The organism is Nocardia sp. NPDC019219 (genome assembly GCF_040632645.1).
GTDB classification, from domain to species: Bacteria; Actinomycetota; Actinomycetes; order Mycobacteriales; family Mycobacteriaceae; genus Nocardia; species Nocardia sputorum.
The window spans coordinates 1-22,785 of sequence record NZ_JBEYCG010000003.1 but is presented as its reverse complement, the minus strand read 5'-3'; the positions used below and the strand labels follow the sequence as shown (position 1 = coordinate 22,785).

The window sequence follows — 22,785 nt, the reverse complement described above, 5'->3', positions numbered from 1 at the left end:
TGACGAGAGGAGCGCCGCCCGTGCGCGTCGGTGATATCGGAGAAGTGCTCGCGGCGTGCGTCGTGCACGCCGAGATCGAGGTGCCGGGACGGGTCGGTCGCAGCGCGATCGATAAGCGACCGGTGGCGGGGCGCGTCGCGGTGCGCGCACTCGGCTTGGCCGGCGATCACGTCTGCAACACCAAGGACCACGGTGGCGTGGACCAGGCCGTCTACGCCTACGCCGACGAGGACGCCCGCCGCTGGGGCACGGAACTGGGGCGGGAACTGCCCGCGGGATGGTTCGGCGAAAACCTCCGTGTCCGTGGCCTTCCGGTCAGCGACTCGGTGATCGGCGCACGCTGGTCGGTCGGCGACACCTTGCTGGAGGTCAGCGCCCCGCGCGTGCCGTGCGCCTCGTTCCAGCACTGGAGCGGCGAGCAGCAGTGGGTCAAGCGGTTCACCCTGCGCGGCGACACCGGCGCCTACCTGCGGGTGCTCACGGAGGGCACGATCGCGGCGGGCGACCGGATCTCGGTGGTGCACGTCCCCGAGCACGGCGTCACCGTCCGCGACCTGTTCACCGGCGCCGATCCCGACCTGCTGGCGATCCTGCTCGCCGACGAGCCGACCATCTCCGACGACGTGCGCATGCAGGTGGAACGGCACGCGCGCAGGCATGGCCGCGCCGCCACCCACCGGCACACGACGACGAGCACCGATGACATCGCTGCGGGGGTGCAGCCATGAGTGTCGAGCTGGTCGAAGTCGTCCGCTCCGGCTTCCGCGAATGCGTGCACCGCGGCTCGGTGGTGGTGCTCGACGCCGCGGGTGAGCCCGCCCTCGAACTCGGCGAAGTGCACCTGCCGATCTTCCCGCGCTCGACGAACAAGCCGATGCAGGCGATCACCCTGCTGCGCAACGGCTTCGAGCCGCTCGACGACGCCGAACTGGCCATCGCGACCGCCTCGCACTACGGCGAACCGGACCACATCGCGCTGGTGCGCAGGTTGCTGGACCGCTTCGGTCTGCCCGATACCGCGCTGGCGTGCCCGGCCGACCTGCCGTACGACGAGCGAGCCCGCGTCGCGGCGCTGCCGGGCGGACCTCATCCCCTCTACATGAACTGCTCGGGCAAGCACGCGGCAATGCTCGCGACCTGCACGGTCAACGGCTGGCCTACCGCCGGCTACCAGGATCGGGCACATCCGCTACAGCGCGCGGTGATCGCGACGGTCGCCGACCTGACCGGCGAGCCGGAAACCGATCTGGGCATCGACGGCTGCGGGCTGCCGATCATCCCGGTCTCGCTGGTCAACCTCGCCCGGGTGTTCTCGACCATGGCGACGGCCGAACCCGGCACCCCGGAACGCCGGGTCGCCGACGCGGTGCGCGCGCATCCACGAGTGATTTCCGGCACGAACGCGCCCGACCTACTGGCCATGCAGGCCACTCCCGGACTGGTCTGCAAGATCGGCGCGGACGGTGTGCACGCCGGCGCGCTGCCGGACGGATCGGCGTTCGCCTACAAGATCGAAGACGGCCACGATCGCGCTCGAATGCCGCTGACGCTGGCGATTCTGCATCGGATGGGGATCGAGTGGACCGCCGCGCACGCGGAACTGGCGGCCCCGGCGGTGCTCGGCGGAGGCGCACGCGTCGGTGTGATTCGCGCCATACCTGGAGTCGTCTAGCTATTACACGCCGGGGCGACAAGCGGGCAAACGGCACCAGTTCGGGAGTTCTTCACCCACTCCTGGAAGCGAGACCGCCGGACACACGCTAAAGTGTCTGTCAGGAAGAGTATTAATTCGAACGGGGCCGCCACCAAACCCCAGGCCGCCCCGCTGTGACGCGAGGGGGTCAGCCATGGGCCGTGGCCGGGCTAAGGCAAAGCAGACCAAGGTCGCACGCGAGCTGAAGTACAGCTCGACGCCGACCGACTTCGCGAGCCTTCAGCGCGAGCTTTCGGGAAGCCCCAACTCCCAGCGGAGTGGTGGTGTGCTGTCCGATGAGCACGACGCGGACGACTCTTTGTCCCGCTGGGACGAGGACGACTACGACGACTGGCGCCGCTGACTCCGATCTACGTCTGAAGGGGGAGGCCGACGGGCCTCCCCCTTCGAGCGTTGTCGCGGGTTGACGTCACAGGCGCCGAAAAGGCTTGCAACACAACAGAGTCCCGCATCGAACGAGGATGCGGGACTCTGACGTGTCTTCGCCGCGGTCAGAACCGCGGATGCTCCCCGACCAGGACGGCGCGCAGGGCGTCGGCATCCTTGGCCTTCTTGACCGTGCCCAGGGTCCAGCACTCGATGTGCCGCGCGGTCAGCACCGCCAGCGCCCGGTCCACGTCCTCCGGGGCGACCACGGCGACCATGCCGACCCCCATGTTGAAGGTCTTCTCCATCTCGGCCCGCTCGACCCGGCCACGCTGGGCGATCATCTTGAACACCGGCGCCGGATTCCAGGTGCCGCGATCCAGTTCGGCCACCAGCCCCGCGGGCAGCACCCGGGCCAGGTTCGCGGCCAGGCCACCGCCGGTGACATGGGCGAAGGTGCGCACGTCGGTCTCGGCGATCAGCGCGAGGCAGTCCTTGGCGTAGATCCGGGTCGGCTCGAGCAGTTCCTCACCCAGGGTGCGGCCGAATTCCTCGACGTGGCCGGTCAGCGACATGCGGTCGATGTCGAGCAGCACCTTGCGGGCCAAACTGTAGCCGTTGGAGTGCAGGCCCGAGGACCCCATGGCGATCACCACGTCGCCGGGCCGGACCCGGTCCGGGCCGAGCACAGCGTCGGCCTCGACCACGCCGATGCCGGTGGCGGACAGGTCGTAGTCGTCGGGGTCCATCAGCCCGGGGTGCTCGGCGGTCTCGCCGCCGAGCAGCGCGCAACCGGCGCGCACACAACCCTCCGCGATACCGGAGACGAGTTCGGCGACCTTCTCCGGGACGACCTTGCCGATGGCGATGTAGTCCTGCAGGAACAGCGGCTCCGCGCCGCAGACCACGAGATCGTCCACCACCATGGCGACGAGATCCAGGCCGACCGTGTCGTGCTTGTCCATCGCCTGCGCCACCGCGATCTTGGTGCCGACGCCGTCGGTGGACGCCGCCAGCAGCGGTTCCCGGTAGCCGCCCTTCAGCGCGAACAGCCCGGCGAAGCCGCCGAGGCCGCCTTGGACCTCGGGCCGGGTCGCCTTCTTCGCCAATGGCCCGAACAACTCGACTGCGCGGTCACCTGCCTCGATGTCCACGCCTGCCGCGGCGTACGAGGCACCACCACTGGGGGTCTGTTCAGTCATTTTCGGGGAGAGCTCCAAACCGAATCGGCGGATAGATGCCTGCTCACGCTACCGGAGGCGGATAACGAGCCCGCACCGGTGTTGGCTCGCCCTCTTGACAATAGGGCACGGCGAACCGTAAAGCGGACGATCAGTCGGTCTCCGTCCCGTCGAACCGTTCGGCCTGCTCCCGTCGCCCGCGTTGGCGCACCGGGTCGGGTACCGGCACCGCGGCGACCAGCCGTCGGGTGTACTCCTCCCGCGGCGCTCGCAGGATCCGATCGCGATCACCCTGCTCGACCACCGCTCCGTCGCGCAGCACCGCGATCCGGTCGGCGAGCTGGTCGACCACTGCCAGGTCGTGGCTGATGAACAGACATGCCCAGCCGCATTCGCGCTGCAGTTGCCCGAACAGCTCCAGTACCGCCGCCTGCACCGAGACGTCCAGCGCGCTGGTCGGCTCGTCGGCGACCAGCAGGTCCGGGTCGAGCACCAGGGCGCGGGCCAGGCTGGCGCGCTGCCGCTGCCCGCCGGACAGTTCGTGCGGGTAGCGGTGTTCGGCGCCCGCGGGCAACCGCACGTCGTCGAGCAGTGCGCGCACTCTGGCGCGGATCTGCGCCGAACTTCCGGCGTTGTGCACGATCAGCGGCTCGGCGACGCACTCCCCCACGGTGAGCCGGGGGTTCAGTGAACTGGCCGGGTCCTGGAAGACGAATCCGAAGCGCCGGCGGATCGGCCGCAATTTGCGCGGCGACAGCCGCGCGATGTCCTGCCCTCGCACCCGCACCGTCCCGGACGTCGGCCGTTGCAGGGCGGCGACGCAGCGGCCGATGGTCGACTTGCCCGATCCGGATTCACCGACCAGGCCGAGCGTCTCGCCGGGGCCGATGCGCAGGCTCACCCCGTCCACGGCGCGGAAACGCGGCCGTCCGAATGGGCCGGGAAACTCGACCACCAGATCGCTGACCTCGAGCACCGGATCGCCCTGGCCGTCGGGGCTGTCCGTCGGGCCGTGCTCGATCTGCTCGGCGCCCAGATGCGGCACCGCGGCCAGCAGGGCGCGTGTGTAGGCCGCGGTGGGACGGGCGAACAACTCGTCCACCGGCGCCTGCTCGACCACCGCGCCGTCGCGCATCACCACTACGCGGTCGGCGATGTCGGCGACGACGCCCATGTTGTGGGTGATCAGCACGATCGCACTGCCGATCCGGTCGCGCAGGTCCCGCAGCAGGTCGAGGATCTCCGCCTGCACCGTGACATCCAACGCCGTGGTGGGTTCGTCGGCGATGATGACCTTTGGTTCGCAGGCGATCGCGATGGCGATCACAACGCGTTGTTTCTGTCCGCCGGAGAGCTGGTGCGGGTAGTAGTCCACCCGCTGCTCCGGGTCGGGCAACCCGACCAGGCGCAGCAGTTCCACCGCGCGCGCCTTCGCAGCTTTTCTGGTCAGCCGCGTGTGGGCTCGCAGCGCCTCGCCGATCTGGAAGCCGACGGTGAACAGCGGGTCCAGCGCCGAGCCGGGTTCCTGGAACACCATCGAGACAGCGCCACCGCGCAACGCGGTGAGCTGCTTCTCGCTCATCGCGGTGACCTGCTCGGTGCCCAGGGTGACCAGGCCGCGCACGGTCGCCGTCTCGGGAAGCAACCCCATCGCCGTGCGCGAGCTCACCGACTTGCCCGAACCGGATTCCCCGACGATGGCCAGCACTTCGCCCGGATAGACCTCGTAGGAGACGTCGGTGACCGCGTGGACGGGTCCCGCGTCGGTGGCGAAGGTGACCGACAGCGATTCGATGGACAGAGCGGGACGGCCCCGGTCTTCCGCGACCGACTCAGTCATCGGCCGCTTCCCTTCCACCGTTCAGCGCGAGAACGGGCGCGCTCGCCACCGCCGCGGCACGACGAGTGCGCAGGATCGGGTTGAGGACCTCGTTCAGGCTCTCGCCGACCAAGGTCATGCCGAGCACGACGAGCACGATGGCGACGCCGGGGAAGACGCCCGTCCACCAGATGCCGTTGGACACGTCCGACAGCGCTTTGTTCAGATCGAAGCCCCACTCCGCGGCCTGTGTCGGCTCGATGCCGAAACCGAGGAAGCCCAGTCCGGCCAGTGTGAGAATGGCCTCCGACCCGTTGAGCGTGACGATCACCGGCAGCGACTGGGTGACGTTGGCCAGGATGTGCCGGAACAGGATTCGCGCCGTCGACGCACCGGTCACCCGCGCCGCGTCGACGTACGGCTCTTGTTTCACGGCCACGGTGGCGTTGCGCACCACCCGGAAGTACTGCGGCACGAAGACCGCCGTGATGGCCACCGCCGCGGACAGCACACCGCCCAGGCTGGTCGATCGGCCGCCCGCGACCACGATGGACACCACGATCGCCAGCAGCAGCGTGGGGAACGCGTACATGGCGTCCATGAACAACACGAGCAGCCGGTCCGGCCACCGGCCGACATAGCCGGACAGCAGCCCGAGCGGCACACCGATCAGCAGCGAGAGCACCAGCGATATCGCGATCACCCACAGGGCCGTCCGCGCGCCGTAGACGACCCGGGAGAACACGTCTTCGCCGCGCACCGAGGTGCCGAACCAGTGCTCCGCCGATGGGGCTTGCTGGCGGGCGAAATCGACGCCGTCGGCGGCGCTCTGCGCGAATCCGTACGGCGCGATCAGCGGAGCGAAGACGGCGGCGACCACGAAGACGCCGACCAAGACGAGTCCGAGGATCAGCGTCGCGCGCTGCAACCCCGCGGTCATCGAGAACAACCGCAGGCCCGGCACGCCCCGGCGCGCCACGGGCGGCAGGATCGGAGGTTCGTTCAGCAATTCCGGAGCGGTCATCAGAACCTCACTCTCGGATCGATCAGCGCCACCACGACGTCCACCAGGAAACTCATCACCGCCACGATGAGCGCGATGAACGCGACGATGCCCTGCACGGCGATGAAGTCGCGCGCGGACAGGTACTGCGCGAACTGGTAGCCGAGCCCCTTCCACTCGAACGTGGTCTCGGTGAGCACCGACGCGCCGAGCATCATGGCGATCTGCATGCCCATCACCGTGACGATCGGGATCATCGCGTTGCGGAACGCGTGCCGGCCGGTCACCACGCGGCGGGAAAGACCGCGCGCCCGTGCGGCGTCCACGTAGTCGGCGCGAAGGGTCTGGATCAGATTGATCCGGACCAGGCGCAGGAAGATGCCCGCGGTGAGCAGGCCCAGCGCGATGGCGGGCAGTACCGCGTGTTTCAGCACGTCGATCAGGTATCCGGTGTCGCCGTAGAGGATCGCGTCGATCACCATGATGTTGGTTTTCGGTGAGACGTGTTGCAGCCGCAGCTCTACGTTCGTGCTGGCCCGGCCCGCCACCGGCAACCAGCCCAGGCGCACCGCGAACACCAGTTTCAACAGCAGGCCGACGAAGAACACCGGCGCGGCGTAGAACAGGATGGCCAGCAACCGCAGCGTCGTGTCCGCGGCCGAATCCCGGTGGGTCGCGGCGTATCTGCCCAGCGGGACGCCGATCGCGAACGCGACGACCAGCGCCCAGCACACCAGCTCCAGCGAGGCCGCGCCGTAGGTGACCACCACCTCGCTGATCTCCCGATTGTCCTGGGAGCGACCGAGATCACCGTGCAGGAGCCCGGACAGGTAGTCCCCGTACTGGGTCAGGATCGGCCGGTTCAGCCCGGCCGCCTCCTTGCGTGCCTCGATCTGCTCCTGGGTCATGCGCCCGCCCATGGCCGCGCTGATCGGATCGCCGACCACCCGCATCAGGAAGAACACGACCGTGACCAGGATCCACGCGGTCACCGGGATCAGCAGCAGGCGGACGCTCAGGTAGCGCAGCAGCGCGCGATGGCGCGAGTCGTCGCCACGTCGCCGCAGGCCGGAGGGCCGGGCCAGGATCGGTGTCGGCGCGCTGTCCGCCGATATCGTCGTCCCGGGCCCGGCTGTGTCGCCGGAACTCACTTGCTCAGCACCGTGTAGCGGAACTTGAACGACGCGTCGAGCGTCTGTTCCACGCCGTGCACTCCGGCGGCCGACACCGCGATCTGCTTGCCGGACAGCAGCGGGACGATCGGCAGGAAGTTCTGCGCGAGATCACGCTGCACCCGCTGGATCTGCGCGAGCCGCTGGTCCTTGTCGGGCTGGGTAGCCTGGGCGATCAACTGCGCGGAGATGCCCGGGTCCTCGAAATGCGATTGCAGGAAGTTGTTCGGGCCGAAGAACGGGGACAGGTAATTGTCGGGGTCCGGGAAGTCCGGGAACCAGCCGAATTGGAAGAGCGGGTACCCGTCGCGGGCGCGTTCCCGTTGATAGGTCACCCACTCGGTGGATTGCAGGTTCACCCGGAACAAGCCGGTGGCCTCCAGCTGCGACTTGATCGCCGCGTACTCCTCCGAGCTGCTGGAACCGTAGTGGTCCGGGTTGTACTGGAGATTCAGCTCGACCGGCGTCGGCACCCCGGCGTCGGCCAGGATCTTCGCCGCCTGGTCCTTGTTCGGCTGGGCGCCGTAGATGTCCTTGAACGGCTCCGCCGCACCCGGCACGCCCTGCGGCACGGACGAATACGCGGGCAGATACGTCTTCTTGTAGACGCCGTCGGCCAGCGCGGCCCGGTCGACGGTGGACGCGACGGCCTTGCGCACGGCCAGTTTCTGCGCGGGCGTGCCGCCCGGCATGGTGTTCAGGTTGAACACGATGTAGCGCAGTTCGCCACCGGGGCCCTCGTGCACGGTGACCTTGCCGTCGCCGCGCAGCGACTCGATGTCGGTGGGCGTGAACGACCGGTACCCGACGTCGAGCGAACCGTTCTGCAGGTCCAGCTTCATGTTGTCGGTGGTCGCGTAGTACTTCGTGGACACCGTCTCGGTCTTCGGCTTGCCGAGGATGCCGTTGTAGTCGGCGAACGCCCGATACTCGACCAGTTTGTTCTTGTCGTAACCGGCGATGGTGTACGGGCCGGAGTAGCCCTTGCCCTGCACCACGTCCTGGTCCGGCAGAACCCGGTCCGGCGGGTACACCTTCTCGTCGACGATCGGCCCCGCCTGAGTGGGCAGGATCGCGGGGAAGGTCTGATCGTTGGCCACCTTCAACGTGAACGCGACGGTGCGGGCGTCCACCACGTCGGTCTTCTCCAGGTTGCCCAGCAGTGACGCGGGGCCGTTCGGGTCGTTGATCCGCAGCATCCGGTCGAAGGAGAACTTGACGCTGGTCGCGGTGAGCGGGTTGCCGTTGGCGAACTTCAGGCCGTCCTTCAACGTGCAGGTGTACACCGTGGGCGCGGTGAACTCGCACTTCTGGGCGGCGTCCGGCTGCGGCGTCGCGTCGCCGGGCGCGAAGTTGAGCAGGTACTGGTAGATCTGCGTCTCGGCGACCAGTGAGCCGTTGTCGTAGGCGGCCGCCGGATCGAGCGAGAAGATCTTGTCGGTGGTGCCCGCCACCAAGCCGCCGCCGTCGTCCTCACCGGTTCGCCCGGAACCGCAGCCGGCCAGTACCGACGCCGCCAGCGCCAGCAACCCGAGGGCCGCGATGGTTCGCGTCCCGCTCCGTCGCCTCAACCTCGAATTCCTCATCACGGCCCCACTTCTCGAGCGCCGCACCGCGTTCCGCTGGGATCGCAGGCCCGGTGCGGACACGGGTGAACTTCCGATCTGATCGGCACCGTACCTACGAAGCATTTTCGGCACGTTACGTTTTCGAAGAAAATTCGCGAGCCCGTCAGCAGGCATTATGCGCGGCGCCTACGACCGCGGGGAAATACCGGTCGTACGTCCAGAATTGCCGCGGAGCGCTGGGCGTGGTGTCTCGAGTACGCCAGACCACACTGCGCGACAGTGCATGACGGTACCCATGAACGCTTGCGACGAAACCAGCACGCGCCGCGGTGCAGAGTGATCCGGCGGTCGCCCGGAGCGGGCAAACCACCGGATCGGTGATCAGAAGCCGCTCACGGGCGGCTGAGCGCGCTCGCGTTCGCGTTCTCGCCCAGCAGCACGGCCTCGGACTGGCCGGTGAGCATGCCCTCGAGCACGTTCTTCCCGATGGCGGCCTCGGTGGGCAGCGGGATCGGGTAGTTGCCGTCGAAGCACGCGGCGCACAGCCGCGAGCGCGGCTGTTCGGTCGCGGCGACCATGCCGTCGAGCGAGATGTAGCCGAGGGTGTCGGCGCCGATCGAGCGGCGCACGCCCTCGACCATGTCCGCGACGTCACCCTCGGTTCCCGCCCCGTTGGCGATCAACTCCGCGCGGGAGGCGAAGTCGATGCCGTAGAAGCACGGCCACTTCACCGGCGGCGAGGCGATCCGCACGTGGATCTCCACCGCGCCCGCCTCGCGCAGCATCCGGATCAGCGCGCGCTGGGTGTTGCCGCGCACGATCGAGTCGTCCACGACGATCAGGCGCTTGCCCCGGATGACCTCGCGCAGCGGATTGAGCTTGAGCCGGATGCCCAGCTGCCGGATGGTCTGGCTGGGCTGGATGAACGTGCGACCGACGTAGGCGTTCTTCATCAGACCCTGGCCGTAGGGCACGCCCGACCCCTGCGCGTAGCCGACGGCGGCCGGGGTCCCGGATTCGGGGACCGGGATCACCAGGTCGGCGTCGACCGGGTGCTCCTTCGCCAGGCGCCGGCCGATCTCCACCCGGGTGGCGTGCACCGAACGGCCCGCGATGGTGCTGTCCGGCCGGGCCAGGTACACGTACTCGAAGACGCAGCCCTTGGGCTCGGGGTTGGCGAAGCGCATCGAGCGCACGCCGTCGGCGTCGATCGCCAGCAGTTCGCCGGGTTCGATCTCGCGGACGAATGCGGCGCCGACGATGTCCAACGCGGCGGTCTCACTGGCAACGACCCAGCCACGCTCCAGCCTGCCCAGGCACAGCGGGCGCACGCCGTGCGGGTCGCGCGCGGCGTAAAGGGTGTGCTCGTCCATGAACGTCAGGCAGAACGCGCCCTTCAAGGTGGGCAGCAGTTCCATCGCGGCCTGCTCGATGCTGGAGTCGGCGGAGGCGTGCGCGAGCAGCGCGGTGACCACGTCGGAGTCGGAGGTCGCCGCGGCGGGCTGCGGGCGGCCGCCCCGCACGGAGGCGCCGAGCAGTCCGAGTTCGCGTGCGCGACCGGCCAATTCGGCGGTGTTGACCAGATTGCCGTTGTGGCCCAGGGCAACTCCGGAACCGACCGCGGTGGTGCGGAAGATGGGCTGGGCGTTCTCCCAGGTCACTCCACCCGTGGTGGAGTAGCGGCAGTGGCCGACGGCGATGTGGCCCGGCATGGCTGCCAAGGTCTGCTCGTCGAACACCTGGCTGACCAGACCCAGATCCTTGAAGACGAGAATCTGCGAGCCGTCCGACACCGCGATGCCCGCCGCCTCCTGCCCACGGTGTTGCAGAGCATAGAGCCCGTAGTACGTGAGTTTCGCCACTTCTTCGCTCGGCGCCCAGACTCCGAAGACTCCGCACTCCTCGCGCGGCTCGTTCTCGTCGACGTCCGGGGCGGGACAGGAGGTGGCGGAAATGCTCTGGACCGGCAGTTCGGCGTTGGTCACCGTTTGCTCCCTGTTCGGGCGGGCTGGGGGCAGATTTCATTCTACGGGTGGACAGCCGTGCTTTCGCACCGCCGCCGCATCCGAGCAGCAATCCGGCGCGACCGAAGCGGGGCCGACGCGGGCCGCACAGCTGTTACGGTGCGCACCGTGACGACTACGGACGACGCGGGCACGACGGAGTCGGGTGCGACTCCCGCGCGCAGGCCATGGCCTCGGATGGTGCTCTTTCCCCTCGCCGTGTTGAGCTTGCTCACCGCGCTGCTGGGCATCATGTACCTCGACTATGTCGTCGATCCGGAGAAGAACCTGCACGACTTCCCGATCGCCCTCGTCAACCAGGACGTGGGCGACACCATCGGCAGCGGGGACAGCGCGCAGCAGGTGAACTTCGGCGACCAGATCACTCGCGCGCTGGCCGACGGGGTGCCCTCGGACAAGGTCGACCTGCGTGTGATCAGCATCAACGAGGCCGAGCGACAGATGCAGTCCGGGCAGGTCTACGGCGCGATCGTCATCCCGAGCGATTTCAGCAAGCGGCTCGGCAATCTGGGTGTGGGCAGTGTCATACCGGGCGACATCCCGCGACCGATCATCACCGTGCAGACGAACCCGCGCACCGGCGCGTTCGGCACCCAGATCGTGCTGCGGGTCGGGAACGAGGCGCTGGCCGAAGTGAACAAGCAGGTCGGCAAGCAGCTGCTCGACCAGGTCACCGCGCAGCTCGCCCCGCGGCCCGGCGGTCCGCCCGCGCCGCAGCTGACCGGCGCCACCAAGGTGGCGCTGGCGTCGCCGATCGAAGTGGTCACCCAGCAGTACCACCCGCTGCCGCACGGCAGCGGCCAAGGGCTGACCGCGTTCTTCTACTCCTTGTTGCTGCTGCTGGCCGGGGTGGTCGGCGCGATGGTGATCCACACCATGATCGACGCGCAGCTCGGCTTCGTGCCCACCGAGTACGGCCCGTGGTACGTGCACTACCCGCCGACGCCGATCTCGCGGTTCAAGACGCTGCTGATCAAGTGGGGCGTGTTCGTGCTGGCGGCGAACATCGTCGCGGCGGTGTTCCTGGTCGTCGGTGAGCTGCTGGACATGCCGATCGGCAATCCGCTCGCCCTGTACCTCTACAGCGCGCTCGCCATGATCGCCGTCGGCGTGACCGGGCTGTCCATGCTGGCGGCGATCGGCTCGGCGGGCCTGCTGGTGAACCTGATCCTGTTCGTCATCCTCGGGTTGCCGTCCTCCGGCGGCACCGTGCCGATCGAGGCGACGCCGCGGTACTTCGGCTGGCTCGCCTCCTTCGAGCCCATGCACCAGGTGTTCCTCGGGGTGCGATCGATCCTGTACTTCGACGCGAATTTCGAGGCGGGACTCACCCGCGGCGTATGGATGGCCGTCCTCGGGCTGGTGATCGGGCTGGTCTTCGGCGCGGCGGTCACCCGCTTCTACGACCGCAAGGGGCTGGAGCGCCGCAACATCATCCAGGCGTGACGCCCGCAGGCGCCGCGTACGCGCGGCGTCAGGCGGCGGCCCGGACGATCGGGAGCCAGTGGGCGATCTCGGCCGCGCGGGTGCCGGATGCGCTCACCGCGCCGGAGTCGAGGGCGTCGTCGAATTCGAGCAGGCCGGTGGCCAAGAGCAGCCACGTGCGCGGGTCGGTCTCGACGACGTTCGGCGGGGTGCCTCTGGTGTGCCGCGGCCCCTCGACGCACTGCACCGCGACGAACGGCGGCACCCGCAGCTCCACGGAGTGCCCGGGCGCGGAGACCGCCAGCGAGCGCGCCGTTGTCCGCACGGCCGCCCCGAGGTCGGCGCGGGCGGGCGGATCGACCGATTCATCGCGCAACCACTCGCTCACCGCCGCCACCGCTGCCCGCATCTGAGCGGGGTCGACCGTCCCTCGTCCTGCCACCTTCCCGACCCTACTTCCCCGCGCCGTCCTGGACTCGCGCACCGAACCCTCGAGGCGGCGGGCCAGGCGGGGAGCGATCGCACCACCCGCGTTCATGGCCAGGTGCAGCAGCGCCGGAGCGACGACGCCCGCGGTGTGGCGGCGCAGCCAACCGAACACGAGACCGCCCGCCGTGGTGACGGCCACGGTGGCGGGAACACTGTCACCTACGGCCCGCGCGGGTGCGATGTGCCAGAGCCCGAAGACGGCCGCGCCGAGCAACGCGCCTGCTCGCGGACCGAAGACGTTGTCGAGCAGCGGATCCAGCGTGCCGCGGAAAACGAGTTCCTCGCTGTAGACGGTCCCGAGGGGAATGTGCACCGCCGCCCACTCGGTGGTCGACACGTCAGGGCCGCGTTCGGCGAGTTCGGCCAATTGCCATCGCAACGACGGAACGGCAAGGGCCGAAGCGTAACCGGCTGTCACCGCCGAGGCGGCGACCAGCCCATGGCGAACGCCACGCACCGACCACCGGCCCGGGTCGGCGCGCAGCGCGAGCGCGTACAGGGTGGCGAAACCGGCATTGGCCGCCGTTCGCGCGCGTATACCGAGACCGAGGCGAGGCAGGACCGCGTTGCTCCAAGCGAGCGGAACAGCCACCGCCACAAGCGCTCTCGCGGCCACGCCGGAACTCACTTGGTCTCTCGCTCGTAGTCCTCCGCGGCCTCGACCACGGCCCGGATCCGTTCGGCGCGCTCGGCGGTCCAGTCCGGCGGCGCGGCGATGGCCGCCCAGCCGTCCAGCACCAGGCTGCCGTAACGGTGTCCGTGCCCGTCGGTGACGCCTTGCGCGTTGGTGAGATCCGCGGCCACCTGCCAGAACGTGACGAACGGCCACCAGCGCATCTGGGAGGAGACGTCCGAGCCGCGCGGCTCCGACAGCCAATCCGGCCGGGAGAAGATCAGATCCGGCGACCACCAGACGATCGGGTCGGACGCGTGCTGCAGATACGCGATGCGCGGAGGCCGCCACTCCGACGAAGGCCGCGCCAGGTCGGCGCTGTCGGTGGCGAATCGCACCACGAGCCCGTCCGCGTACAGCGGCTCGACTTCCCTGGACCCCGGATCGCGGCGGGCGACGAACTGCTGCCACAACCGGTTGGAGTTGGGCGGGCCCACCCACAGCGCGCCGTCGACCTTGGCCCGCAGGTCGGCGAGGCCGTCGAACGCCGCTTCGGATCCCTGCGAGCCCAGACTCTCCCCGTACACCAGCAGTTTGGGCCGAACCTCCGGCGGCCGCGCGGTCCAGTGCTGGTACACCGCGTCGAACACGTCCCGGCCCGCCGCGGCGGCTTTGTTGCGGTCGGCCAGGAACGACAGCACGCTCGGCAGGTACGAGTACTGCGTGGCGACGATCGCGGTGTCGCCGTCGTACATGTACTCGATCGCCCCCGCCGCCAGCGAGTTCACCCATCCGGTGCCGGTGGTGGTGACCACCACGAGCGCCTTCCGATCGAACGCTCCGGTCCGCTCCAGTTCCGCCACCGCCAGCTCGGCCGGTTGCTGGTCGCCTTCGACCGATTCCAGGCCGACGTAGGCTCGGATGGGTTCCTTGGCCGGACGGCCGGTGACCGAGGTGATGCGGCTCGCCGTGGGGCCGTGCGAGACGAACCAGCGCCCCTCGAACCCCAAGGTCTCCCATTTCGCGAGCGAGGTCGGGCTGCCGGAGCGCTCCGGTTGCTGCGGCTGGACCGCGTTCGCCGAGGTGTGGTCGTTGCGCACGCTGAAAGCCGAGTTGGCTACCGCGAAGAACGCCTGGGTGGCGACACCGTTGAAGATCGTCACCGCCAGCACCACCAGCACCAGGAACCCGGCGGCCGGCGCGAGCTCCCGTGGCACTCGCACCCACCGGTTGAGCACGCGAGCCAGGAACAGGATGATCTCCCGCAGCGTGCGGTAGACCGCGACCGCCGCGGCGCCGACGGCCAGGCTGAGCAGACCGGTGCGCAGATAGGCGGGCGTGGTGGTGCCTTCCATGCCCATCAACGCGGTGATCTCGCGCTGCCACCGCGCCGACTGCACCAGCATCAGCGCGGCGCTCAGCGCGGCGGTGAGCAGCACCGCGGACTTGACCGCGTATCGCGCCCACGTCGGCGGCGGCGAAATCTTCAACCGCGGCCGCACCCACAGCCGGAACAGCCATTCCAGCAAACAGCCCGCGCCGTACCCGATCGCGGCATTGATCCCGCTGATCAACCCTTGGAACAACCAGTCGCGCGGCAGCAGCGACGGCGTCACCGACAACGCGAAGAACACCGTCGCCACCACCAAGCCGACGTAATTCAGATCGATGACGTCCTCGGCGCGCCGGGTCATCGCGACCGCGCGCGTGCGCAGCTTCCGCATGGTCCCGGCGGTCTCCAGCATTCGATCAGTATGGCGGTCGCCACCGACCGTCCGGCGCGTCGCCCGCCGCGACGCGGTCGCACCGGGACGCGGATCACACCGGCCGCGGCCTAGGCAACTACCCACGCCGCTCGAGTAGTTGTACACAGGTGCCTACGCCGCGTCGTCCGGAAACTTTCTGTCCATGAGCACCACGACCGCGCGGCAGAAGGCCAGCGCCGCTTACGTCGCCCAGGCCGCGATCGCGTTCGGCATCAGCTTCGTCGGAGCCGGTATCGGAATCTACGCGCTGCCCTTGGACGTCTGGCAGCGCGGGTTCCTCGGGATGTCCATGCTCTTCCTGGTCACGAGCACCTTCACGCTCGCGAAGGTGGTCCGCGACCAGCACGAGGCGGCGACCATCCACGGTCGCATCGATCAGGCGCGGATGGAGAAGCTGCTCTCCGAGCACGATCCGTTCAATTCCGTCGCCTGAACCCGCGCACCTGGGCGGGCCCGGCAACGAGGGGTCCAGGCCCGCCCAGGTGGGCGGTTCGTCAGACGGCGCCCGCGCCGAACAGTTTCGGAAGGGTGCCTTCGTGCGCGGCCCGCAATTCGTCCATGGTGATCGAGAACTGGCCCTGCACCTCGACCGAATCCGAGCCCTGGTCGACCACGCCGATGCGCACCCACGGCAGTTCGCGGGCGGTGCACATGCGGGTGAACCTGGTCTCCTCCGAGCGCGGAACGGCGACAAGTACGCGGCCCGCCGACTCGGAGAACAGGGTGACGAACGGGTCCGCGCCCTCGGGCAGCAGGATTCGGCAGCCGGTCTCCCCGGCGAGCGCGGCTTCGACGACAGCCTGGGCGAGACCGCCCTCCGAGAGGTCGTGCGCGGCGCTGATCATGCCGTCGCGCGAACCGGCGGTGAGCACCTCGGCGAGCAACTGCTCGCGGGCGAAGTCGACCTTTGGGGGGACGCCGCCGAGATGGTCGTGCGCCACCTGGGACCAGATGGACCCGCCGAACTCGTCGCGAGTCTCGCCGAGCAGGATCAGCGTCTCGCCCGGTTCCAGGCCGACCCCGGTCGGAATGCGGCGGTGCACGTCGTCGATCACGCCCAGCACGCCGACCACCGGGGTCGGCAGGATCGCGGTCTGACCGGTCTGGTTGTAGAAGCTGACGTTGCCGCCGGTGACCGGGATGCCCAGCGCCACGCAGCCGTCCGCCAGTCCGCGCACCGCCTGCTGGAACTGCCACATCACCCCGGGATCCTCCGGCGAGCCGAAGTTCAGGCAGTTGGTGACCGCCTTCGGCGTCGCGCCGGTGGTGGCCACGTTGCGGTAGGCCTCGGCCAGCGCCAGCTGCGCACCGGCGTAGGGGTCCAGCTTGGTGTAGCGGCCGGACGCGTCGGTGGCCAGCGCGATGCCGCGTCCGGTCTGCTCGTCGATCCGGATGACGCCCGCGTCGGCCTGGTCGGCGAGCACGGTGTTGCCGCGCACGTAGCGGTCGTACTGCTCGGTGATCCACTTGCGGCTGCACAGCTGCGGGCTGGAGATCATTTGGAGCAACGTGGCGCGCAGTTCGTCGGCGGTCTGCGGCCGGGCCAGCCGGTCCGGGGTGTCGGCGATCAGCGCGTCCTGCTCGTCGGGGCGGGCGACCGGACGCTCGTAGACCGGGCCCTCGTGCGCGACGGTGCGCGGCGGCACGTCGACCACGGTCTCCCCGTGCCAGGTGACCACCAGCCGGTCACCGTCGGTGACCTCGCCGATCACCGTGGCCAGCACGTCCCACTTGCGGCACACGGCCATGAACGCGTCCACGTTCTCGGGCGTGACGACCGCGCACATGCGCTCCTGCGATTCGCTGGAGAGCACTTCGGCGGGCGTCATGCCTGCCGCGCGCAGCGGCACCTTGTCCAGCTCGATGTGCATGCCGCCGTCCCCGGCCGCCGCGAGCTCGGAAGTCGCGCAGGACAATCCGGCGCCGCCGAGGTCCTGGATGCCCACCACCAGTTTCGCCGCGTACAGCTCGAGACAGCACTCGATGAGCACCTTCTCGGTGAACGGGTCGCCGACCTGCACCGAGGGCAGCTTCTTGCGGCCGGAACCGGACTCGTCACCGGAGAAGGTGTCCGAGGCCAGCACCGAGACGCCGCCGATGCCGTCCAGGCCGGTGCGCGCGCCGAACAGCACGATCTTGTTGCCGGTGCCGGACGCGAACGCCAGGTGCAGGTCCTCGACCCGCATCACGCCCGCGCACAGCGCGTTCACCAGCGGGTTGCCCTGGTAGGAAGCGTCGAACACGGTCTCGCCGCCGACATTCGGCAGGCCAAGCGAGTTGCCGTAACCGCCGACGCCGCGCACCACGCCGTCCACCACGCGCCGGGTGTCGGCCGCGTCGGCCGCGCCGAAGCGCAGCTGGTCCATCACCGCGATCGGGCGCGCGCCCATCGCCATGATGTCGCGCACGATGCCGCCGACGCCGGTGGCCGCGCCCTGGTACGGCTCGACATAGGAGGGGTGGTTGTGACTTTCCACCTTGAAGGTGACCGCCCAGCCGTCGCCCACGTCGACGACGCCCGCGTTCTCACCGATGCCGGCGAGCATGGACGCGCGCATCTCGTCGGTGGTGGTCTGGCCGAAGTAGCGCAGGTGCACCTTCGAGGACTTGTAGGAGCAGTGTTCGCTCCACATCACGGAGTACATCGCCAGCTCGGCGTCGGTGGGCCTGCGACCGAGGATCTCCTTGATGCGGGCGTACTCGTCGTCTTTGAGGCCGAGTTCTTTGTAGGGTTGCGCCACATCGGGGTTTGCTGCGGCTGCGCTGACGGTGTCGACCTGCGGAGTCACGGAGTACCAGGGTCCTTTCGGCCGGGCATAGTGAAAGCGACGATCCTTGTCACTGGGCGGCGGCGAGATGCCTAGGTGTAAGTCTAGAGGCAGTGGGTACGGGCTATCCGCACCGGCTACTCTGAGCCCGTGAACGAAGGATCGGGGGTCGCGAATCCGGGTGAGAGATCGGTCACCTCGGACGGCGCACCGACCCGGAGCGGGGGATCGGGAACCGCGCCAGGCGACGCGTCGCCGAACCTCCGGTCACCGCAAGTACGCTGGCTGATTGCCGCTATCGCGTTGTTCGCGGTGTCGGCGCTGGTCTCGCTGCTGGCCCACTGGTGGCACGGCTACATCGACCTGCAGGTCTACCGCAACGGAGCCCGGGTCTGGTTGGACGGCGGCGACCTCTACGGCCCGATGCCGCCGGTGGAGGGGATCGGGCTGCCGTTCACCTATCCGCCCTTGGCCGCGTTGTTCTTCGCGCCGCTGGCCCTGATGCCGCTGGTTACCGCCGAGGTGCTGGTGGTGGCCACCTCCGTGGTGAGCCTGAGCATCTCGCTGTGGCTGGTGCTGGCGCGCCTGCGTCCCGAGTTGTCCCGGCCGGCCGTGCTCACCCTGGTCATCGGCGCGGTGGCGGTGGCGCAGTTCTTCGAACCGATCCGCCAGACCTTCGGCTTCGGTCAGATCAACCTGGTGCTGATGGCCGCGATCACATTGGACTGCCTGGTGCGCAAGCCGTTCTGGCCGCGCGGCATGCTGATCGGCATCGCGGTGTCGGTGAAGCTGATCCCGGCCGGTTACCTGCTGTACTTCGTGCTGCGCAAGGACTGGAAGGCCGCGGGCACGCTGGTGGTCTCCGCGATCGCGGCGGTCGGTCTCGGATTCCTGTTGTTCCCCGGCGATTCCGTGGACTACTGGTTCCACACTCTCGCCGACACCGGCCGGATCGGGCCGCCGTACTTCGCGGGCAATCAGTCCATCAAAGGCATGGCATTCCGTCTTGGCATCGACGACACGGCGGCCACCCTGGTGTGGGTCACGCTGTCGGTGCTGGCCGTCGCGCTCGCCGCGGTGTGGATGCGCAGGTTGATCGAGGCGGGCGCGACCGTGGCGGCGCTGCTGGTGAACGCCGCGGCGGTGCTGCTGGTATCGCCGGTCTCCTGGTCGCATCACTGGGTGTGGATCGCGCCCGCACTGGTGGTCACCGCCGATCTCATGGTGCGCGGCAAGCGCGGTCCGCGAGTGATCGGCCTGGTCACGGCGGCCGCCGTGGTGTTCCTGATCGGCCCGCACTGGCTGCTGCCGCACTCGCGCGACCGCGAGCTGGAGTGGGCCTGGTGGCAGCAGATCATCGGAAGCACCTACGTACTGGCCACTTTCGCCGTGTTCGCCGTCGCGGTTTTCACCTACCGCCCGTCGATCTCGGGCGTGAGGAAGGCGGCCAGCGCCGCGGCGTAGGCCGGGACGTCGAACGCGCCCATCAGCTCGCGCGCCGAATGCATCGCCAGCTGCGGCGCGCCCACGTCGACGGTCGGCATGCCGGTGCGCGCCGCGGTCATCGGCCCGATCGTGGAGCCACACGGCAGGTCGGCCCGGTGCACATAGCGCTGCAACGGGACCCCGGCCTGGGCACAGGCCAGCGCGAACGCGCCCGCGCCGGTGGCGTCGGTGGCGTATCGCAGGTTCTGGTTGACCTTCAGCACCGGCCCGCCGTTGACCTCGATCCGGTGCGCGGGCTCGTGCCGCTCCGGATAGTTCGGGTGCGTCGCGTGCGCCATGTCTCCGGACGCGCACACCGAACCGGCCAGCGCGGCAAGGTAATCGGCACGGCCGCCGCCGCGCGCGAGCACGATGCGTTCCAGCACGGCAGGCAGCAGGTCGGACTGGGCGCCGCGGTCGGACTGACTGCCGACCTCCTCGTGGTCGAACATGGCCAGCACCGGGATCGCCGCGCCCGGCTCGTCGATCGCGGCGAGGAACGCCCGCAGACCCGCGAAGCAGGTGCCCTGGTTGTCCAGGCGCGGCGCGCTGACCAGATCCTGGTCCCGGCCGATCAGCCTGCTCGGCGTCAGATCGTGGGTCATCAGCTCCCAGCCGAGCACGTCGCCGGGATCGACCTCGACCCGATCGGCCACGAAATCGATGAACGCCGCCGCCTCGTATCCCGCGCCCCACACCGCGTTGACGTGCCGCTGCGGGTCCAGCGTGACGCCCTTACGGTCCTCGGACAGGTGGATGGCCAGCTGCGGCACCCGCAGGATCGGCTCATCGATGCGAACCAGGTGCTCCCGCACGGTGTTTCCGTCGCGCACGCTGAGCCGCCCCGAGACGCCGAGCTCGCGGTCCAGCCACGAGTTCAGCCACGCGCCGCCGTACGGCTCCAGCCCGACCAGCTGCCAGCCCGCCGAGATCAGGTCGGGATGCTGCTTGACGCGCAGATTCGGACTGTCGGTGTGCGCACCGACCACGCGGAACGGAGTCGCGCCCGCGCCGTCCCCGGCCGCCCAGGCGACCAGCGACCCACCGCGAACCACGTAATGCCTGCCCGAGCCGTCCGCGGGCCAGGGCTGCGACTCGGCGAGCCGGGTGAACCCCCGCTCCGCCAATTCCGCGGCGACCGTGCGACAGACGTGGAACGGCGACGGAGACGCGTCGATGAACGCGCACAACCCGGCGGCCGTGGCGGCGGTGGTGGAGACGGGCATGCCTGCGATCCTAGGCACGCGGTCGGTGACCGGCGCGCCCCGGTCGATCACCAGGCGTGGCGAATACCGGTGGAAACGGTATGGCCGATCCCGTAATCACGGCATCCGGATCGCCACTCGGCACCGCGTGTTTCGTGCTGACGCATAAGGGGCCGGAATGGTCTGGCGACAGATCACGAATCGGACGTTCGCGGCATTCATCGGATGAATGTCCAGTACTTCGGCGTATTACTCCGAGGCGATGGAAACCAGATCGAGCAATCGCATGAGTTCGGTATATCGACGCGCACCGATTCGCCCGCGCAACTGCTGTTCGGCGCGCGCCTCCTCCGCGCGCACCTCGGCGACCAGGTCGGCGCCGAGCCTGCTGAGGCCGATCAGGATGCGGCGGCGATCGTCCTGCGCGGCGAGCCGGAAGATCAGGCCGCGCTCGGCCAGATAGTCGGCGTGCCTGGTCGCCGAGGAGGGCGCCAGCTGCGATCTGGCCGCCAGCTCGGTCATCGTGATCCCCGCGTCGCCGCACAGATTCGACAGCATCGACCACTGATCCGGCGAGAGCTGCCTGGCGCACAGCGCCGCGTCCAAGTGGCGCACCCAACCGCGCTCCGCGGCACGCAGCGCGCCATGCAGCGTCGAATTTCCGCTTACAATGGACGTCATTATTTCCCCGCCTGCCGTCGATTTCGCTCGAATGAGAAGAAGAGTACCCAATGTCTACGTTGAGCGAGAGCCCCGACGGCACAATCGAGGTTCTCAACATCGTTCCGCGGCAGGGGCCGGGCGGTATCATCGCGCCGTCCTGCGATGCGGCGATATCGCTCGCGGTCGAGGAAATCAACAGTTCGGCGGGAATTCTGGGCCGGGAAATTCGTACCACGAATATCGACGGCGGACGGGCGCCGTCGGAGGTCGCAGCCGAGATCTCCGCGCTGCTGTCCACCGGCATGGTGCACGCCATCACCGGGTGGCACACCTCCGCGGTCCGGCGGGCCGTGGCGCGGGCGAGCGCGGGCCGCGTGCCGTACCTGTACGCCACCAGCCACGAGGGCCTGACCGACGAGCTACCCGGCGTGCTCATGCTCGGCGAGCACCCGGCCGGGCAGACCGTGCCCGCCGTGCACTGGCTCGAACGCGAGTACGGCGTGCGGCGCTGGGCCGTCATCGGCAACGACTACATCTGGCCGCGCCGGTCCGCCGCGGCGATTCGCGCGAGCCTGTCCGATCCGTCCGCGATCGTGCTGGAACAGTACGTCCCGCTGGGGTGCCCGGATTTCTCCGGCTTCCTCACCCATCCGGCACTCGACCTGGCCGACGGGGTGATCATCCTGATGGTCGGCGCCGACGTCGCCCGCTTCAACCAGCAGTACGCGGCCACCGGCCGCGCCGCGACCCAGCCGCGGGTCAGTCCGGCCGCCGACGAGAACGTCCTGCTGGCGGCGGGCCCGGAGGCCAACCACGGCTTCTTCGTGGCGTCCAGCTTCTTCCTCGACGACCGCACACCCGATGGGCGCGACCGGATCACCCGCTACCACCGGCGGCACGGCGCGTTCGCCCCCGCGCTGACCAGCTTCAGCAACGCCACTTACGAAGCCATCCACACGCTGGGCGCGCTCGCGCGGACAGTCGGATCACTCGAAGTACCTGAGATCCTGAACGCGCTCGACCACGGCCTGTTTCTCGAAACTCCCACCGGCGTAAGAGCTTTCCGAGGCAACCAGGCGATCCAGCGCGGATACATCGCCCGGGTGCGGGGAGTCGACTTCGAGATCATCGACCGCATCAGCTGACGGAAGGACGCGGACACCACGCGCGACCACAGCCCAGACAGGTTGTGCCACAGCTTAATTCACCGACTGCGTGCCCGAGCTGACGGAGCGGGCACGCAGTCATCTCGGGCCGAGGCTTCGATCTACACAGAACGACGGGCCGCATTTGGCTACGCGATGACATTGGCAGCACCCGGAACGAGGCCCGGGTCAGGGCGGTGAGCACCGCCCCCACCGACAACAGCTAACCCCAGGTTTTGCGCCGAGCACCTAGCGCGTCCAGCGCACCGCAACCCCGGTTTCGAGCGAAGCGAGACCGAGCATCCGCCGTTCGCGGCCCGGCTCGCGTTTGCGCGGCCGCCGCGTACGCGACGAAGGAGCAAGCGGCGGTCGCGCAAAC

The 22,785-nt window shown here is 69.2% G+C and carries 18 protein-coding genes and 1 pseudogene; 7 read left to right on the top strand and 12 right to left on the bottom strand.

Annotation, left to right across the window (positions count from 1 at the left end; genetic code table 11):
* The first annotated feature begins 20 nt into the window (after positions 1–20).
* The 3 genes from ABZ552_RS07555 to ABZ552_RS07545 all read left to right on the top strand — a co-directional run bounded on the left by ABZ552_RS07555 (position 21) and on the right by ABZ552_RS07545 (position 2,057).
* Positions 21–728, top strand: coding sequence for an MOSC domain-containing protein (locus ABZ552_RS07555; RefSeq protein WP_281917148.1), 708 nt, complete (start codon positions 21–23; stop codon positions 726–728).
* Positions 725–1,672 (top strand): asparaginase, encoded by a 948-nt coding sequence (locus ABZ552_RS07550; RefSeq protein WP_281877204.1) that lies wholly within the window; start codon positions 725–727, stop codon positions 1,670–1,672. Before ABZ552_RS07555 ends, ABZ552_RS07550 begins: the two co-directional genes overlap by 4 nt.
* A 175-nt stretch (positions 1,673–1,847) precedes the next feature.
* On the top strand, positions 1,848–2,057 hold the full coding sequence (locus tag ABZ552_RS07545; RefSeq protein WP_063053670.1) for a DUF3073 domain-containing protein: 210 nt from the start codon (positions 1,848–1,850) through the stop codon (positions 2,055–2,057).
* 148 nt (positions 2,058–2,205) lie between these two features.
* Here the strand turns inward: ABZ552_RS07545 and purM are convergent, their stop codons facing one another.
* The 6 genes from purM to purF all read right to left on the bottom strand — a co-directional run bounded on the left by purM (position 2,206) and on the right by purF (position 10,808).
* Entirely contained in the window at positions 2,206–3,282 is a 1,077-nt protein-coding gene (purM, locus tag ABZ552_RS07540) for a phosphoribosylformylglycinamidine cyclo-ligase (RefSeq protein ID WP_159842220.1), read from the bottom strand.
* A 130-nt stretch (positions 3,283–3,412) separates the two neighbouring features.
* Positions 3,413–5,101: an ABC transporter ATP-binding protein gene (locus tag ABZ552_RS07535; RefSeq protein WP_281917147.1), complete on the bottom strand. Its 1,689-nt coding sequence runs from the start codon at positions 5,099–5,101 to the stop codon at positions 3,413–3,415.
* On the bottom strand, positions 5,094–6,020 hold the full coding sequence (locus ABZ552_RS07530) for an ABC transporter permease (protein ID WP_357436350.1): 927 nt from the start codon (positions 6,018–6,020) through the stop codon (positions 5,094–5,096). Before ABZ552_RS07530 ends, ABZ552_RS07535 begins: the two co-directional genes overlap by 8 nt.
* Before the next feature lie 83 nt (positions 6,021–6,103).
* On the bottom strand, positions 6,104–7,114 hold the full coding sequence (locus ABZ552_RS07525) for an ABC transporter permease (RefSeq protein ID WP_357436348.1): 1,011 nt from the start codon (positions 7,112–7,114) through the stop codon (positions 6,104–6,106).
* A 116-nt stretch (positions 7,115–7,230) separates the two neighbouring features.
* On the bottom strand, positions 7,231–8,841 hold the full coding sequence (locus tag ABZ552_RS07520) for an ABC transporter substrate-binding protein (RefSeq protein WP_357436053.1): 1,611 nt from the start codon (positions 8,839–8,841) through the stop codon (positions 7,231–7,233).
* Positions 8,842–9,215: 374 nt separating this feature from the next.
* A complete protein-coding gene (gene purF, locus ABZ552_RS07515; protein WP_281877200.1) occupies positions 9,216–10,808 on the bottom strand; it encodes an amidophosphoribosyltransferase in 1,593 nt (530 codons plus the stop codon).
* A 216-nt stretch (positions 10,809–11,024) separates the two neighbouring features.
* On the opposite strand from purF, the gene ABZ552_RS07510 reads away from it, so the two are divergent.
* Positions 11,025–12,293 (top strand): ABC transporter permease, encoded by a 1,269-nt coding sequence (locus ABZ552_RS07510; RefSeq protein ID WP_281880721.1) that lies wholly within the window; start codon positions 11,025–11,027, stop codon positions 12,291–12,293.
* 28 nt (positions 12,294–12,321) lie between these two features.
* Here the strand turns inward: ABZ552_RS07510 and ABZ552_RS07505 are convergent, their stop codons facing one another.
* The 3 genes and pseudogenes from ABZ552_RS07505 to ABZ552_RS07495 form a co-directional block, all read right to left on the bottom strand.
* Positions 12,322–12,681 carry a sterol carrier family protein gene (locus ABZ552_RS07505; protein ID WP_281880720.1) on the bottom strand — a complete coding sequence of 120 codons (360 nt, stop codon included), beginning with the start codon at positions 12,679–12,681 and terminating at the stop codon, positions 12,322–12,324.
* Positions 12,682–12,813: 132 nt separating this feature from the next.
* Positions 12,814–13,074, bottom strand: a pseudogene (locus ABZ552_RS07500) (CPBP family intramembrane glutamic endopeptidase); the annotation flags it as partial.
* Positions 13,075–13,385: 311 nt separating this feature from the next.
* Positions 13,386–15,119 (bottom strand): alpha/beta hydrolase, encoded by a 1,734-nt coding sequence (locus tag ABZ552_RS07495; RefSeq protein WP_281877199.1) that lies wholly within the window; start codon positions 15,117–15,119, stop codon positions 13,386–13,388.
* Between the two features lie 163 nt (positions 15,120–15,282).
* Here ABZ552_RS07495 and ABZ552_RS07490 point away from each other — a divergent pair, with 163 nt between their 5' ends.
* Complete coding sequence (locus ABZ552_RS07490; RefSeq protein ID WP_281877198.1) at positions 15,283–15,573, top strand: YiaA/YiaB family inner membrane protein; 291 nt, start codon at positions 15,283–15,285, stop codon at positions 15,571–15,573.
* A 61-nt stretch (positions 15,574–15,634) separates the two neighbouring features.
* On the opposite strand, the gene purL is transcribed toward ABZ552_RS07490, so the two are convergent.
* Positions 15,635–17,929, bottom strand: coding sequence for a phosphoribosylformylglycinamidine synthase subunit PurL (purL, locus tag ABZ552_RS07485; RefSeq protein WP_281877196.1), 2,295 nt, complete (start codon positions 17,927–17,929; stop codon positions 15,635–15,637).
* 129 nt (positions 17,930–18,058) lie between these two features.
* On the opposite strand from purL, the gene ABZ552_RS07480 reads away from it, so the two are divergent.
* Positions 18,059–19,372 (top strand): glycosyltransferase 87 family protein, encoded by a 1,314-nt coding sequence (locus ABZ552_RS07480; protein ID WP_357436050.1) that lies wholly within the window; start codon positions 18,059–18,061, stop codon positions 19,370–19,372.
* Here the strand turns inward: ABZ552_RS07480 and ABZ552_RS07475 are convergent.
* Both ABZ552_RS07475 and ABZ552_RS07470 read right to left on the bottom strand, forming a co-directional pair.
* Positions 19,321–20,619, bottom strand: coding sequence for a M18 family aminopeptidase (locus ABZ552_RS07475; RefSeq protein ID WP_357436048.1), 1,299 nt, complete (start codon positions 20,617–20,619; stop codon positions 19,321–19,323). The two genes, ABZ552_RS07480 and ABZ552_RS07475, sit on opposite strands and share 52 nt — an antisense overlap.
* Positions 20,620–20,847: 228 nt before the next feature.
* On the bottom strand, positions 20,848–21,279 hold the full coding sequence (locus ABZ552_RS07470; protein ID WP_281917145.1) for a MarR family transcriptional regulator: 432 nt from the start codon (positions 21,277–21,279) through the stop codon (positions 20,848–20,850).
* 50 nt (positions 21,280–21,329) lie between these two features.
* Between ABZ552_RS07470 and ABZ552_RS07465 the strand changes: the two genes are divergently transcribed.
* Complete coding sequence (locus ABZ552_RS07465; protein ID WP_281877193.1) at positions 21,330–22,406, top strand: substrate-binding domain-containing protein; 1,077 nt, start codon at positions 21,330–21,332, stop codon at positions 22,404–22,406.
* The last annotated feature ends 379 nt before the right edge of the window (positions 22,407–22,785 follow it).

Excerpts from the sequence above, each read along its gene's own strand:
- ABZ552_RS07550 (WP_281877204.1), top strand. The coding sequence starts at position 725 with ATGAGTGTCGAGCTGGTCGAAGTCGTCCGCTCCGGCTTCCGCGAATGC.
- ABZ552_RS07545 (WP_063053670.1), top strand. The coding sequence starts at position 1,848 with ATGGGCCGTGGCCGGGCTAAGGCAAAGCAGACCAAGGTCGCACGCGAG.
- purM (WP_159842220.1), bottom strand. The coding sequence starts at position 3,282 with ATGACTGAACAGACCCCCAGTGGTGGTGCCTCGTACGCCGCGGCAGGC.
- ABZ552_RS07535 (WP_281917147.1), bottom strand. The coding sequence starts at position 5,101 with ATGACTGAGTCGGTCGCGGAAGACCGGGGCCGTCCCGCTCTGTCCATC.
- ABZ552_RS07530 (WP_357436350.1), bottom strand. The coding sequence starts at position 6,020 with ATGACCGCGGGGTTGCAGCGCGCGACGCTGATCCTCGGACTCGTCTTG.
- ABZ552_RS07520 (WP_357436053.1), bottom strand. The coding sequence starts at position 8,841 with ATGAGGAATTCGAGGTTGAGGCGACGGAGCGGGACGCGAACCATCGCG.
- ABZ552_RS07510 (WP_281880721.1), top strand. The coding sequence starts at position 11,025 with ATGGTGCTCTTTCCCCTCGCCGTGTTGAGCTTGCTCACCGCGCTGCTG.
- ABZ552_RS07505 (WP_281880720.1), bottom strand. The coding sequence starts at position 12,681 with ATGCGGGCAGCGGTGGCGGCGGTGAGCGAGTGGTTGCGCGATGAATCG.
- ABZ552_RS07495 (WP_281877199.1), bottom strand. The coding sequence starts at position 15,119 with ATGCTGGAGACCGCCGGGACCATGCGGAAGCTGCGCACGCGCGCGGTC.
- ABZ552_RS07490 (WP_281877198.1), top strand. The coding sequence starts at position 15,283 with ATGAGCACCACGACCGCGCGGCAGAAGGCCAGCGCCGCTTACGTCGCC.
- ABZ552_RS07475 (WP_357436048.1), bottom strand. The coding sequence starts at position 20,619 with ATGCCCGTCTCCACCACCGCCGCCACGGCCGCCGGGTTGTGCGCGTTC.
- ABZ552_RS07470 (WP_281917145.1), bottom strand. The coding sequence starts at position 21,279 with ATGACGTCCATTGTAAGCGGAAATTCGACGCTGCATGGCGCGCTGCGT.
- ABZ552_RS07465 (WP_281877193.1), top strand. The coding sequence starts at position 21,330 with ATGTCTACGTTGAGCGAGAGCCCCGACGGCACAATCGAGGTTCTCAAC.